Genomic DNA, 12,631 nt, shown 5'->3' with positions numbered 1-12,631 from the left:
TACTCATGCGCATTACCCTCGTCGGCTCCCGTCATTTCGGCGTCATCACCCTGGAGATGCTGCGGACCCATGACGTCGAGATCGCCCGGGTGGTCGTCGCCGACGCCGAGGACCGTTTGGCGGCAGCTGCGCGTGCAGCCGGCATCGAAGTGACCGTGCAGGCCGATCCGAAGCTGGTGGTGGCCTCCGAGATCGCCCCCGACACCGACCTGATCGTCACCGCGCACAGCCACGCCCGCATCGGCAAGGACGCGCTGGCCGCCTCCCGACTGGGCGGCATCGGCTACCACCCGTCGCTGCTGCCGCGTCACCGCGGCATCGCCGCGGTGGAATGGACCATCCGCGAGGGCGACCCGATCGCCGGCGGCACCATCTACCACCTCGCCGACCATATGGACGCTGGCGCCATCGCCCTGCAGGAATGGTGCTTCGTCAAGAAGGGCGAGACCGCCCGCGAATTGTGGGAACGCGCGCTGGCGCCCCTCGGACAGAAACTGCTGGCTGAAGTCATCGACCATGCCATCGCCCACAGCAGCCTTCCCGCGACCCCGCAGGACGAGCAGTTTGCCACCAAGGCGCCCAAGCTGGCCTGAGCCAAGCCACTGAATTCCCCACAATTTTCCCTTGAAGGGGAACCATTGCCCGGCGTGCTCGTTTCATTGCGGGACGTTTAGGGCAAGATTGCCGCGGTGCAGCAATATTTGAACACAATATCCCTGAATAAGACGCCCATCATAAAATCGGGGATCTGATTCATGCGTCACAACCGCATCCGCAACATTTTTTGCATGTCCATCATTTTGGGCGCCACGGCCGTGTCCGTCGCCCCGGCATTGGCTGAATCAACGTATGACGGCCTGTGGAACGTCACCATCGTCACCAAGACAGGCAGCTGCGAGCCGACTGCGCGTTACCCCCTGACCGTCTCCGACGGCAAGGTGACCGCGCCTGGCGCAGACGTATCCGGCAAGGTCGGCCGCGAGGGCGCCGTGCGGGTGTCGATCGGCGCCGCCTATGCGAACGGCCAGCTCAGCGGCAACAGCGGCTCCGGCAAATGGAGCGGCGCGTCCGGCGGCGTGCCCTGCAGCGGCCGATGGGAAGCCTCACGCCAATAACCTTCATCACAACGGGAACTCGCGCATGACCACTTTTCTCGTCTCTCCACGACTGCTCGCTCGCGCCGCTGTTGTTTGCGCAGCCATGGGCGCCTCGGCATCCGCGATCGGCGCGGAATCCGCACCGTTCGCCGGCATGGCGGGCGTCTGGTCCGGCAGCGGCAGCATTTCGCTGGAGGATGGTTCCAAGGAGCGGATTCGGTGCAAGGCGACCTATGCGGTGAGCAGCGAAGGCACCGGGCTCAACCAGAGCCTGCTCTGCGCCAGCGACAGCTACAAGTTCGAGCTCAAGAGCGACGTGCTTGCCAAGGGCGGAACACTGTCGGGAACCTGGGCCGAAACCACGCGCAACGTCAGCGGAACGCTGCAAGGTCGCGCCGGCAATGGCAAGTTCAACGTCATCGTTTCCGCGCCCGCCTTCACCGCGACGCTGACGATGACCACAAATGGCAACAAGCAGAACGTGGCGATCAGTTCGGAAGGCGCATTCAAGGGTGCCAACATCGCTCTGTCGCGCAGCTAGAACTTTCTCATTTGCTATCTCGCGCATCGCCGGCCGCTCACCTGAGCGGCCGGTTTTTTTGCGCTGCAGCGGTACGAGGGCAGTGCTGCCCGGCAGAATTGCACGTTGCAAAGCCGGATGATGTCACCGATACAACGCGGCCCTATATGCCTTGCCGCTACTGCAGTCAGCAGCGCGAATGCCGAGTATCAACTGTCCAACATGACCCGCGAACCTTCGAAATCGAAAGCCGCGATGTGGATGGGCGGCTGGCTGTCGCTGATGCTGATCGTCGCGGTCGCCGGACGCGAAAGCCTGCGCGAACTCAACGTATTCCAGGTGATGGAAGTACGCTCGGTGCTCGGGCTGCTGATGCTGTGGCCGATCGTGCAGCTCAACGGCGGCCTGTCAGCCATGAAAACCACGCGGCCGCTGGCGCATGTCGCGCGCAACCTGGTGCACTATCTGGCGCAACTCGGCTGGTTCTATGGGCTCACGCTGATTCCCCTGAGCCAGTTGGTGTCGATCGAGTTCACCATGCCGATCTGGATCGCCATCATGGCCGCATTCTTTCTCGGCGAGCGCATGACGGTCTGGAAGATCGTGGCGATCGTGCTCGGCCTCATCGGCGTGCTGGTGATCGTCCGACCGGCTGTCGCCACCGTCAATCCGGGCCAGGTGATCGCACTGGCGGCCGCCCTGGGCTTCGGAATTTCGATCATCCTCATCAAGTCGCTGACGCGAACCGAAAGTAGCCTCAGGATCATCTTCTGGATGATCGTGGTCCAGAGCGCTGCCGGACTAATTCCCGCGATCTACCTGTGGCAATGGCCCACGGCCCAAGTATGGATCTGGCTGGTGATGGTCGCGTTCTGCGGCACGTTCTCGCACTTCTGCATGGCGCGGGCGCTGCTCTATGCCGATGCCACTGTGGTGGTGCCGATGGACTTCCTGCGCGTGCCGCTCAGCGCAATCATTGGCTGGCTGCTGTATGCCGAGCAGATCGACGTCTACACCGCGCTCGGCGCCGCCCTCATCCTTGCCGGCAACATGCTCAACCTGAAGGGCCCGGCCCCGCTCCGCGCCCCCGTGCCGTCCTGACCATGGTCACATGCCCGCGGCCTTGCGCAGTGCGGCGTTGATGCGGTCCTGCCAGCCCGGACCGCCCTCCTGGAAATGCTCCAGCACGTCCTGGTCGATTCGCAACGACACCAACTCGCGGACGCCCGGCAGTGCCGGCTTCTTCTCGGGCAACTCCGGCACCTTGGTGGTGGTCTGCTTGAAAGCGGCCTCGGCTTCGGTGCGGGCGTCGTGGAGTGTGCGGGGACGCCGCGGCGGCTGTGACATATCAAATTCCCTCGAACAGTGCGGTTGACAGGTAACGCTCCGAGAACGATGGCACGATGGCCAGGATGGTCTTGCCGGCATTCTCCGGGCGCTTGCCGATCTGCAGCGCGGCAGCGATCGCGGCCCCCGACGAAATGCCGCCGGCAATGCCTTCGTTGCGCGCCAGCGCGCGGGACGTCTCGATGGCGGTGGCGCTGTTGATCTTGACGATTTCGTCAATGACGGAGCGGTCGAGGATATCAGGCACGAAGCCGGCACCGATGCCCTGGATCTTGTGCGGGGAATGCTGGCCGCCGGACAGCACCGGACTTTCCTCGGGCTCGACTGCAACAACTTGCAGCGACGGCTTCCGCGGTTTCAGCACCTGGCCGACGCCGGTGATGGTGCCGCCGGTGCCGACGCCGGCCACGAAGAAATCGATGTTGCCTTCGGTATCGTTCCAGATTTCCTCCGCCGTGGTGCGGCGATGGATCTCGGGATTGGCGAGGTTCTTGAACTGCTGCGGCATCACTGCGTTGGGCGTGGTGCGCACCAATTCTTCAGCCGTGGCGATCGCGCCCTTCATGCCCTGCCCGGCCGGTGTCAGTACGATTTCGGCGCCGAGGAACGCCAGCATCTTGCGGCGCTCGATCGACATGGACTCCGGCATCACCAGCTTCAGCCGGTAGCCGCGCGACGCCGCCACATAGGCCAGCGCGATGCCGGTGTTGCCCGAGGTGGGTTCGATCAGCACGGTGTCCGCATTGATCACGCCGGCCTTCTCCATGGCGATGACCATCGCCGCGCCGATACGGTCCTTCACGCTGGACGCAGGATTGAAATATTCCAGCTTGGCGAGAATGGTGGCCTGCACGCCGTGCTGCTGCGGCAGACGCACCAGCCGGACGATCGGCGTGTCGCCGATGGCTTCCACGATACTGCCGAAAATCCGTCCGCGACCCGGACGCTGCGTGTGCGCTGCATTCTTATCTGGCGACGTGTCCATGACCGCTCCTCCGTTTCGTTCGGCAACCCCGGATCTGTACCGTGATCTGTGTTCAGATGTGGTATCGCGCAACCAGACGCAAGCCTTCAAGAACAGCAGCGCATTCGCTGCACCGCAAACATGGTCGATCCTAAAAATCGTAAAACCAACGCATTTGTGTTGCGACATCGTCAAGCAAATCAGTGTAAAGTTCCACACATATCAGATGGCGAGGAGGTCACGATGTCAGCCCGCGCTGCAATCCGATCGACCAAAGTCCCCCGTCCCTCACCGCGTGGAAGCGATCTTCCCGCCTGCCCCGTCTGCGCCGACTCCATGGTCGCAGCCGAGGCATCCGCATTCCTGCCGGGCGACATGGTCAGCTATCTCTGGACCTGCGACACCTGCGGATACGGGTTCGTGACCAAGCACATGATCCCGCGGATTGCTTGCGCGTTGTTGAGGCCAGACTAGTGTGTCCATCCCGCGTATTTCTGTGTCCATAAATCAGTATAGCAGGTGTCCATTGACACACATGAAGTGTGAAGCGGTCAACGGGAAGCTCCGAGAGCGGCGGCCCCGCTGAGTTCAGTGACGCCTAGCGCATTGAAAATTTCGACATCCGTCGATCTGGTAACCGGCCCTTCGAGCGGCGCGGGGGTATCCATGCAAGGCCGACGGGTCGATGATTTGTGCGCTCCTCGACGGCGACCTTCAGGCGTTAAGTTGGAATACGGTCTGAAGTGAAGCCGCCGCCGAGAGCGGCGGGTCTTCAAAAGTGGTTCTCAGGAATTCAACGAAAATGCGGACCGGCCGCTCTGCCTGAGCGCCTGCTCGCGGCACCGGTCCCTCCAGTGGATGGCAAGTTGGTCCTCGGTGGGCGAGAGCTGGTCGAGAATTCTGATAGGGCAAAAGTCGACCACCGGCCCCTCGTTCTCCCCCATGTCATTGATGAGGTAGCTGTCCGACCCGCCTTCTGGATCGTGCTTGAGCAGGAGAACGACGCCTTCCACCGTTCCCTCCCCGGCTTGCGCATCTTCAACGGCCGCATAAGCGACGGCGGCGTATTCGCCCTCGTTGACCCCTCCCACCTCGATATCGACTACCTTACCGTACCTCTGCACGACCCAGGCTTCTAACGCCTCGGCGAGATCTCCGGAGATCCTGATGTCTTCATAGCTCATGTCGTTCTCCCATTGCTGAGATCAGGATGCCGGGGCGCGGTGCAAACGACCAATCTGACAGCCGCGGGGTAGATTACACGACCCCGGTGTCAGATCCGCTCCCGCGATGAATGGAATTTTCATAAAAGTGCGGGTATTTTTTACTAAATGTTATCATGCTTCTGACATTGGGCTCTAACTGAAGATGATCGCCAGCGCAGGTAACCACCTTCGTTCGATTCGCGAAAAGCGCCGCCGTCATGGTCGCTATTGCGCCTCGGTTGCGTGAGCTGAGGATAGCCCTCACCCCATGGCATCTCCTAGCTGAACTCACTCGTGCTGCTTATCTCACCGAAGTAAGCACGGGCGATCAACCGGCTAAACCTACCGGAGGCCTCTTCCTTCGAAACACCATTGCAAACGATGATTGTTGGCGGCGTCTCGCATGCAAACGCAATAATATAGACGCTGCGGCGGCTGATCTGCAAAACCTCCGCCTGCCGTGAGATCGACAGATCGTTCTCACGGTCGATCATCGTCTTGCGCTCAGCATCCCGCTTTGGTGAGCGCGCCTTCTAAAAAATCATTCTCAAGCGTCAGTTCGCCGATCTTGGCATGCAGCGATTTGACATCAACGGCGGGCTCCGCCGGCGCAGTGCCTCCCGCCCCAAAAACCCCGGAAGCGGCACCTTCGAGCTGCGCCTTCCAGGTCGTGACCTGATTGGCATGAACATCAAAATGCTCGGCCAGGCTGCGTGATCGTGCGATCACCCTTGATGACCGCTAATGCCACCTTCGCCTTGAAGCCCGGTGTGTGGTTCCGGCGTGGTCGTCTGCTCATGGTCTCTCCTGTACGCGGCGATTATTGCCGCTGTCAGGCAGAAATTCCACTTATCGTCCTGTGCAGATTTCCGGGGCCACCTCACCGTTCGGCCAAAAGGTACGCTATCAACCATGGTTGGCTCCTTGCTAAACTTATTCGTTGATCACGACCCGCAGGTTCCTATGCTTTGGTCAAAGAATTGATTCGGAGCGGGAATTTCGAATGCGCACCAAGGGGCTGCCGCCGTTAGAGGAGCGTTTCGAGTTTCTCGGCGATGGAATGACGGCCGGAGGCGGATCACCGCTCAGCTCGGCAATCTTCGAAGTCGATGACCGGCGAACCGGAACGCCCTTCAACCTGAAGCTCTGGACCAAAACCTCGACAGCGGTCGACGATGATCTGCGGAAACTTTGGCTGCACGAAATGCGGCAGATCCAGCGGCTCGGGGCGTATGAAGGGGCCCGAGACGTCATTGTAGAAGTCGTCGACATCGTGGAGGACGAGACAAGCTTCGGAATTGTGCTTCGTCAGGTCGGTCAAACGCTTTCTAGCAGAATGGTCCGCGCCAAGCCGGACCACTGGCTCAAAAATCTGGCGCTGCGGCAGAGCAGGACACTTTTTTGGCACAACGTGGCCCGCATCGCGAAAGCGATAGGAATCGTGCACCTACATGGTTTGGTCCACGGACATATTGGGACAGGCGCGGTGATGACCACGGGAAGCCACCAACCCGACTTTGTGCTCGGTGGTTTCGAATGGAGCTTGTGGTTCAGTGCCGGAGAGGACGACGCATCACATGCGAAGCTGCAAACAGAAAGGGCAGCGGCTGGCGCAGGCAAACACTACTCGTTCGAAGACGATTGGCGGTCTTTTGGAAGTCTGATCGCCGATTGCCTCGGCCTGCGGGTGGAAGCCTCCGGAGATCTTGTACTACCTGAAGGGAGCGATTCCAGCTATGTCGACACTTCCGAGCGGGCATTATTCAAAAGTCTGTTCGTGCCGACACGTCAAGACGTCAACGATGCGGCCACCGTCGGCCGGGCAATAGACGACATCCTCGCGAGTACTCCCCATACGCGCACCGTCGGCAACGGTACTTTCATCATTGCATTTGTGCAGAAAGGCGTAGCTGACGCCATTTATGTCGCGAGCGGAGGCCAGGTAGCGGTCGACGACTTCAGGGGCCAGCTTGACTTCATTAGAGCCGACCTGGCCGGTGGGGCCTCTCTACTCATTCCCTCGAGCTTTAGGCCGAAATCGGGACGCCTGACCCTAATGACCGATATCATGGCCTACAATCTGTCATCCTTCGATGCGGACGACGGGCAGACGTGGCAGATCGCTTTTTGCGGCGGAGCTCAGGCGAAAGGCGGATTGATGGGATACGGTGCCTTAGAAGAGCACGCTGTTCGACAGTCCATCCAAGTCGAAGGCGTGCGTGGCGCCGTTCGTCTGCGAGACCGCCTAGGCCCGGATGCACTCGACTGGAGCGGCTTCTCGGCTCCAGTCGAGACCGAGGAGCTCGACCGTGTCGGGACCATTCGGACAGCCCTCAACCTTGTTGAGATAGTCGACACGCTGGTGAAAGCCTTCGGCATCTTTCCGATCGAGGTCTTGCAGACGAGCGTCGAACCGGGTGGGCGGCGTCTCGCCGTGATCCGTGCCCTCCCCGGCAGCGAACGTGACAAGATCGGAAAGAAAATCGGGCTTCTGGAGACAGCCTCAGCGTTGCATAGGCTATTCGGCGAAGACCATCGCGATGCCGCGCGCCAATGGAGGATTAGCAGTTCGTCTGACCTTGGAAGCTCCAGATACGACGACGTCGTAGCCACCTTCGTCGATGTCGTCCCACGTAAGGGGGCGGACGCCTATCAGTTCGAGGTCGACGACGACGTGAATTTGGAGTCTCGGCTCTATCTTCGGGCGGACTCCGAAACGGGCACCGAACGCGTCGTGGGCCGTCACCTGGCGGCGATCAGAGCCCTGGAAACCCGTATCGATCTAGCCGAAATGCTCGACGATTCTTGGCGCGTGAGAACGTCGACCAACGATGCCGTCGACGAGTCCAACTTCGACGACCTGGACGGCCCAAAGCAGGTCGCGCTGCGAGCCATCTGGAATACACGGCCATCGTTCTTCGTCGTGGGCCCGCCGGGCGTCGGAAAAACCAAGCTTGCGACCGAATTCATATGGCGTCGCTTCGATTCGACCTCCGCGCGCGTGCTCCTGAGTTCGCAAGGTCACGATGCCCTCGACAATCTACAGAGGGAGGTGAAGAAAGCTCTTGTCACGCAGGGCATCGACAGCGTGATCCTCGTCCGCTCGCCATCGCTCGGCCGAAAGAAAAAGACGCCAGACGACGCACCGATCGTTGCAGCAAAGTACCTAGAGCTACTGTCTCACAGCCGCATGGTTTCAGAAGCGCCGCAGGGTCAACGCGAACGGGTGGGCGCCCTTGCAAAGGAGATCAAGCAATCCAACCGTGACAGCGTCAAGAACACACAAGCCAGATTGTCGAAGACAATGCCGGAGGACATTCGGACAGGACTGAGGGCAATGCAAAACCTCGTCCTAGACGGCGCCGATATTGTGATCGCCGCCGCTAACTCCTCCGAAATCGAACGCTTCGTCGAAGCCCGCGAGCAATTCGACTGGGTGATCATTGAGGAAGCCGCCAAGGCTACCGGCCCCGAACTCGTCGGTCCCATGATGCTTTCGAACCGTCGTCTGCTGATCGGGGATCATCGGCAGCTCCCGCCGTTCGGGGCCGACCAGACCGGCAAGATCCTCCAGGACCATTCTCTCGTCGAAACCACCCTGGATGTCGCAGAACAGTATATCGGGTCGCTGCTGCGGAACGGCGAGATCGAGGAGCTTCAGACGATGCGTACGAACCCGGAAAAGCTCAGGGAGGTCGGCATGCTGGCTTACAGACTGCTCGAGCCGTTCAGATCTACCGTAGAAGAGGACGAGAAACGCCTTAAAGAGACATCGTTACATCGTCGCGTCTCCGCTACGCTCACGGAGCAACGCCGGATGGACCCGGCAATAGCCGAGATTGTCTCGCAAGCGTTCTACAAGGGCGATCTGCAGACCGCGCCGAAACGCCGGAAGCTGGCCGAAACTGGTCCTTCGCCGATCCTTCACTTATCGCCCTTGCCGGTTTCTCCGATAGTCGTTGTCGATTTCCCGCATGTGAACGCAACCGGTTCGCGGAGAAGTCTTGAGCAAGCCAAGCCGCGTTGGCACAACCCCTCGGAAATCGAGTCGGTCGTTGACGTTTTGAGATTAATACGCGCCACTGACTCCGGCGACGCTCCCACGCTTGCCGTCCTTTCCCCATATTCGGCACAGGTCGATTTGTTAACAGAAAGGATAGGCGGGGCGATCAAGAACGGAGAGCTCGCGCATCTCAACAGCTTCCGGTCCGCCCGCGACGAAGGTCAGGGCTTCGTCGGAACGGTCGATTCATTCCAAGGAAGCGAAGCCGATATTGTGGTGATGTCCCTCGTCCGTAACAACGAAGGAAGCGGCTCGTCGGCTCTCGGATTTCTCAGGGACCGTCGGCGGATGAACGTCGCGATAAGTCGGGCGAAATGGAAGCTGGTGCTAGTAACCAGTTTTCAGTTCCTCGAAGAAGCCGTGCGCGGCGTGAATCCCGATAACGAAAAAGAGAAGCACGAGCTTGATTTCCTTACGACCATGATCGTAGAGATCCGCAAGGCCACCGGAGAAAAACGGATCGACGTTCCGTTGGCGACAATCATGAATCCCGACGAATTGCGGGTGAAGTCATGAGCGTCACCGTCGCGATACCGATCTTTCGGATATCTTGCCGTGTAAGAATCGACAAAGCGCCCCCGTGGAGCATCGTCGACGAACTTGTGATGGTCGCCATCGCACGGAAATACCAATCAATTGACATGCTTGCGAGCGCAAGCAATCTGCCTCGACAGTTGATTCTCGCCACTATCTCCCGGCTCATGAAGTTCCGGTTAGTGGAGAGCAAAGTGACGGAAGACGGAATCGCCTTCCGAGCCAGTCCGTTCGGATTCAATGCAACCGCTGGCGGCAAACCGCTACCGCTATTTCCGAAGGAACAGTATCGGCCCGCCCGATTTTCTATCGAGCGCGCCGCCGGATCCTTCTTCCGGACATCCGAGATTCGCTATAGATCACTGCAATCCCTCGAAAAAGACCGCAGTGCCGGTGCCGATGTCCGTTTCGTGGCGATAGAAGGTGACGGCCCTTTGATGACGCCGGAGGCCAACATCGCCCGATTAAGCTCCATTTTCGCGGGCGGTTGGGATGAACACCTGGGCGCCATTGTTGGGCGCGGCGCGAACGTGATCGACAATCAGTACATGGTTGTCCGGGTCATAGACGGTGAGCCGCGGGGACTGCCGGACACGTCGCGGGACGGTCTCCGCGACATCATCGTCAGAGCAGCGGCCACTTCCACCCCGAATTCGTCAGTCCGTGTGGAATACAGCGAAAGTCCTCCTCGTGACGGCCCAATTTACAGGACCTGCCGTTTCGATCCGGCTGATATCGTAATAGGCGGGTCCGTACAGCGCACCGAGTTCGAGGGGCTCATCGAGAATGCGGATCGACGAGTGATCATCCACTCGACGTTTCTTAGTGCCAAAGATTCCGGCCCCCTCATGGAATGCTTCGCGAAAGCATGCCGACGTGGGGTGGAATTTAGCGTGTTCTGGGGCGCAGAATACGACGACGAGACCGAGATACGAAACGCTGAAGAGGCCGCCAAAATAATGCAGCTAGTGGCGGCCGACCCTGACATGGCAGAGCGCTTCCGAATCAACATGCGAACGACCGGATCACATGCCAAAATCATGCTCGCCGACAGCAAATCCGGTGATTGGGTCGCGGCCGTCGGATCGTGCAACTGGTTGAAGTCGCCCTTCCGTAGCACGGAGGTCACCGTTTTGCTTCGCGACCAGCAGGTGGTTGGCGACACCATGAAGATTATGCAGCGGATCATCGGTCGACGAGGGTTGTCCGACGCAGTCGCTGAAGAACTTGAACTTGCGCGACGAAAACTGAGGGCTGGCGATGTTGACCCCTCAGCGAACGCAAAAATCGCTGTGCTTGTTGGCGAAGCGCATGACGAGCTCATCCGGGAAGCGAGTGGAAAGGCTGAGGCACGTTTCGTCGTCGGCAGCCATCGACTAGGGTCGACCGTCCGTCCAGGGGCATTTCTTCCAAGCCAAATTGCAGCAAAGCCCGGCGTGACGGCTACGCTCATGTATACAGTCGTGTCGAAACCCCTCAAATCACGCCACGTGCGCGATCTCGAGCAGGAAGGCGAAGCAAGCGGTGTGAGGGTAGTGAAATCTGGGAAGATTCCGCTACACGGCAAGTTTCTCGCGTGGGACAATGACGACCTAGTAATCACCAGCGTAAACTGGGCATCGGCGACGTCGGATGCGGATTTTCCGGAAGGGGAAGTCGGCGTGCACATTCGTACGACAAATGCCGCCGCGCACTATCTGGAAAGACTATCGAAGATACATCCGAACCTGCTCCCAATCGTTGGCTCGTAGAAGAGGCTTTTCTGTTTTTGCAATCCGCGGATCTCTCAGCGAACCGCGTTGCCCAACTCGGAGACAATAAATGGCGCAGCATCCCGTGTTCATCGAGGGCTGGACGACATCTGCGGCGCGAAAGCTGGATCTATAAGCGAAGCTTGGCGGGCATCCTGCTCTGGAACATCATCTTGGCGGAGGCGACATCTGTTCGATAGAAGCGGAGCCTTCGGCCGATAACGACAAGCCGCTCGATTGAAAATCGCAACCTTCAACATCAACGACGTTAACCGGCGGCTCTCGAACCTGTTGGCATGGCTAGATGCGTCAAAGCCTGATGTGGTTTGTCTTCAAGAACTAAAAAGCACCGATAAGGCGTTTCCCATTGAGGCGATCCGCGCCGTTGGCTATGGCGCTGTCTGGAAGGGCGAGCGGACGTGGAACGGCGTTGCGATCCTCGCCCGAGGAGCCGAGCCGGTGCTTATCCGGAACGCTCTGCCCGGCGATCCCGATGACGAGCAGAGCCGATACAACGAGGCTGCGGTCAATGGCGTCCTGGTTGGTTCAATTTACATGCCGAACGGAAATCCACAGCCCGGGCCGAAATTCCAATACAAGCTGGACTGGTTTGATCGCTTTCTCGACCATGCCGCCTCATTGCTTTTCGAGGGCATCCCGGCGGTCTTGGCCGGGGACTACAACGTGGTACCGACCGATTTCGACATCTACTCGACCCGATCGTTCTCTGACAATGCACTCCTCCAGCCGGAGCCGCGCGCGGCTTTTGCGCAGCTTATCGACATGGGCTGGGTCGATGGTCTGCGGTCGATTCATCCGGACGAACCGATGTTCACTTTCTGGAGCTACCTGCGAAACCGATGGCCGCGCGACGCGGGCTTGCGTCTTGACCACCTTCTGCTCAGCCCAGCAGTCGCTTCGAGACTGAGGGACGCTGGCGTGGACCGTGACTTTCGAGGGGTTCAGAACGCGAGCGACCATGCACCGGCCTGGATCAAACTTGGCCGGGGAGCTGCTTCCCGCACGTAGCATCTCGGCTCGAACGGCCTTCGGCTTTCCAGCCTAACCCGTCTCATTCTCTCCGGTTTGAAAGACCGATAGATTACCTTTCCGGAGGCGTCCGATACTTCAAGGCGCCAACCGCCGTTCC

At 59.7% G+C, this 12,631-nt stretch carries 11 protein-coding genes and 1 pseudogene; 8 read left to right on the top strand and 4 right to left on the bottom strand.

Annotated elements, in window-relative coordinates:
- Positions 1 to 5 precede the first annotated feature (5 nt).
- From ACUXVA_RS20920 to ACUXVA_RS20905, 4 genes are all read left to right on the top strand, one after another.
- Positions 6 to 593, top strand: a complete 588-nt coding sequence (locus ACUXVA_RS20920; protein WP_265078613.1) for a formyltransferase family protein — start codon at positions 6 to 8, stop codon at positions 591 to 593.
- A gap of 162 nt (positions 594 to 755) precedes the next feature.
- Positions 756 to 1,115: a hypothetical protein gene (locus tag ACUXVA_RS20915; RefSeq protein ID WP_445487887.1), complete on the top strand. Its 360-nt coding sequence runs from the start codon at positions 756 to 758 to the stop codon at positions 1,113 to 1,115.
- 25 nt (positions 1,116 to 1,140) lie between these two features.
- Complete coding sequence (locus tag ACUXVA_RS20910; protein ID WP_265078614.1) at positions 1,141 to 1,638, top strand: hypothetical protein; 498 nt, start codon at positions 1,141 to 1,143, stop codon at positions 1,636 to 1,638.
- A 201-nt stretch (positions 1,639 to 1,839) separates the two neighbouring features.
- Positions 1,840 to 2,718: a DMT family transporter gene (locus tag ACUXVA_RS20905; protein WP_445487884.1), complete on the top strand. Its 879-nt coding sequence runs from the start codon at positions 1,840 to 1,842 to the stop codon at positions 2,716 to 2,718.
- A gap of 6 nt (positions 2,719 to 2,724) precedes the next feature.
- Here ACUXVA_RS20905 and ACUXVA_RS20900 read toward each other — a convergent pair whose 3' ends face one another.
- Together ACUXVA_RS20900 and cysK are read right to left on the bottom strand one after the other, a co-directional pair.
- Positions 2,725 to 2,964: a BrnA antitoxin family protein gene (locus ACUXVA_RS20900; RefSeq protein WP_445487882.1), complete on the bottom strand. Its 240-nt coding sequence runs from the start codon at positions 2,962 to 2,964 to the stop codon at positions 2,725 to 2,727.
- A 1-nt stretch (position 2,965) separates the two neighbouring features.
- Entirely contained in the window at positions 2,966 to 3,949 is a 984-nt protein-coding gene (gene cysK, locus ACUXVA_RS20895) for a cysteine synthase A (RefSeq protein WP_265078617.1), read from the bottom strand.
- Positions 3,950 to 4,171: 222 nt separating this feature from the next.
- Here cysK and ACUXVA_RS20890 point away from each other — a divergent pair, with 222 nt between their 5' ends.
- Complete coding sequence (locus ACUXVA_RS20890; protein WP_445493322.1) at positions 4,172 to 4,402, top strand: hypothetical protein; 231 nt, start codon at positions 4,172 to 4,174, stop codon at positions 4,400 to 4,402.
- A 311-nt stretch (positions 4,403 to 4,713) separates the two neighbouring features.
- Here ACUXVA_RS20890 and ACUXVA_RS20885 read toward each other — a convergent pair whose 3' ends face one another.
- Both ACUXVA_RS20885 and ACUXVA_RS20880 read right to left on the bottom strand, forming a co-directional pair.
- A complete protein-coding gene (locus tag ACUXVA_RS20885; protein WP_445487880.1) occupies positions 4,714 to 5,112 on the bottom strand; it encodes a hypothetical protein in 399 nt (132 codons plus the stop codon).
- A gap of 434 nt (positions 5,113 to 5,546) precedes the next feature.
- A pseudogene (locus ACUXVA_RS20880) lies at positions 5,547 to 5,932 on the bottom strand (transposase); the annotation flags it as partial.
- Between the two features lie 204 nt (positions 5,933 to 6,136).
- On the opposite strand from ACUXVA_RS20880, the gene ACUXVA_RS20875 reads away from it, so the two are divergent.
- From ACUXVA_RS20875 to xth, 3 genes are all read left to right on the top strand, one after another.
- Positions 6,137 to 9,712, top strand: a complete 3,576-nt coding sequence (locus ACUXVA_RS20875) for a DEAD/DEAH box helicase (protein ID WP_445487878.1) — start codon at positions 6,137 to 6,139, stop codon at positions 9,710 to 9,712.
- Positions 9,709 to 11,481, top strand: a complete 1,773-nt coding sequence (locus tag ACUXVA_RS20870) for a phospholipase D-like domain-containing protein (RefSeq protein ID WP_445487876.1) — start codon at positions 9,709 to 9,711, stop codon at positions 11,479 to 11,481. Before ACUXVA_RS20875 ends, ACUXVA_RS20870 begins: the two co-directional genes overlap by 4 nt.
- A 237-nt stretch (positions 11,482 to 11,718) precedes the next feature.
- Complete coding sequence (xth, locus tag ACUXVA_RS20865) at positions 11,719 to 12,510, top strand: exodeoxyribonuclease III (protein WP_445487874.1); 792 nt, start codon at positions 11,719 to 11,721, stop codon at positions 12,508 to 12,510.
- The last annotated feature ends 121 nt before the right edge of the window (positions 12,511 to 12,631 follow it).

Source organism: Rhodopseudomonas sp. RCAM05734 (genome assembly GCF_052658035.1).
This window is presented reverse-complemented; position numbering and strand designations above follow the sequence as displayed.

Excerpts from the sequence above, each read along its gene's own strand:
- ACUXVA_RS20875 (WP_445487878.1), top strand. The coding sequence starts at position 6,137 with ATGCGCACCAAGGGGCTGCCGCCGTTAGAGGAGCGTTTCGAGTTTCTC.
- ACUXVA_RS20890 (WP_445493322.1), top strand. The coding sequence starts at position 4,172 with ATGTCAGCCCGCGCTGCAATCCGATCGACCAAAGTCCCCCGTCCCTCA.
- ACUXVA_RS20885 (WP_445487880.1), bottom strand. The coding sequence starts at position 5,112 with ATGAGCTATGAAGACATCAGGATCTCCGGAGATCTCGCCGAGGCGTTA.
- ACUXVA_RS20910 (WP_265078614.1), top strand. The coding sequence starts at position 1,141 with ATGACCACTTTTCTCGTCTCTCCACGACTGCTCGCTCGCGCCGCTGTT.
- ACUXVA_RS20900 (WP_445487882.1), bottom strand. The coding sequence starts at position 2,964 with ATGTCACAGCCGCCGCGGCGTCCCCGCACACTCCACGACGCCCGCACC.
- ACUXVA_RS20920 (WP_265078613.1), top strand. The coding sequence starts at position 6 with ATGCGCATTACCCTCGTCGGCTCCCGTCATTTCGGCGTCATCACCCTG.
- ACUXVA_RS20915 (WP_445487887.1), top strand. The coding sequence starts at position 756 with ATGCGTCACAACCGCATCCGCAACATTTTTTGCATGTCCATCATTTTG.
- ACUXVA_RS20905 (WP_445487884.1), top strand. The coding sequence starts at position 1,840 with ATGACCCGCGAACCTTCGAAATCGAAAGCCGCGATGTGGATGGGCGGC.
- cysK (WP_265078617.1), bottom strand. The coding sequence starts at position 3,949 with ATGGACACGTCGCCAGATAAGAATGCAGCGCACACGCAGCGTCCGGGT.
- ACUXVA_RS20870 (WP_445487876.1), top strand. The coding sequence starts at position 9,709 with ATGAGCGTCACCGTCGCGATACCGATCTTTCGGATATCTTGCCGTGTA.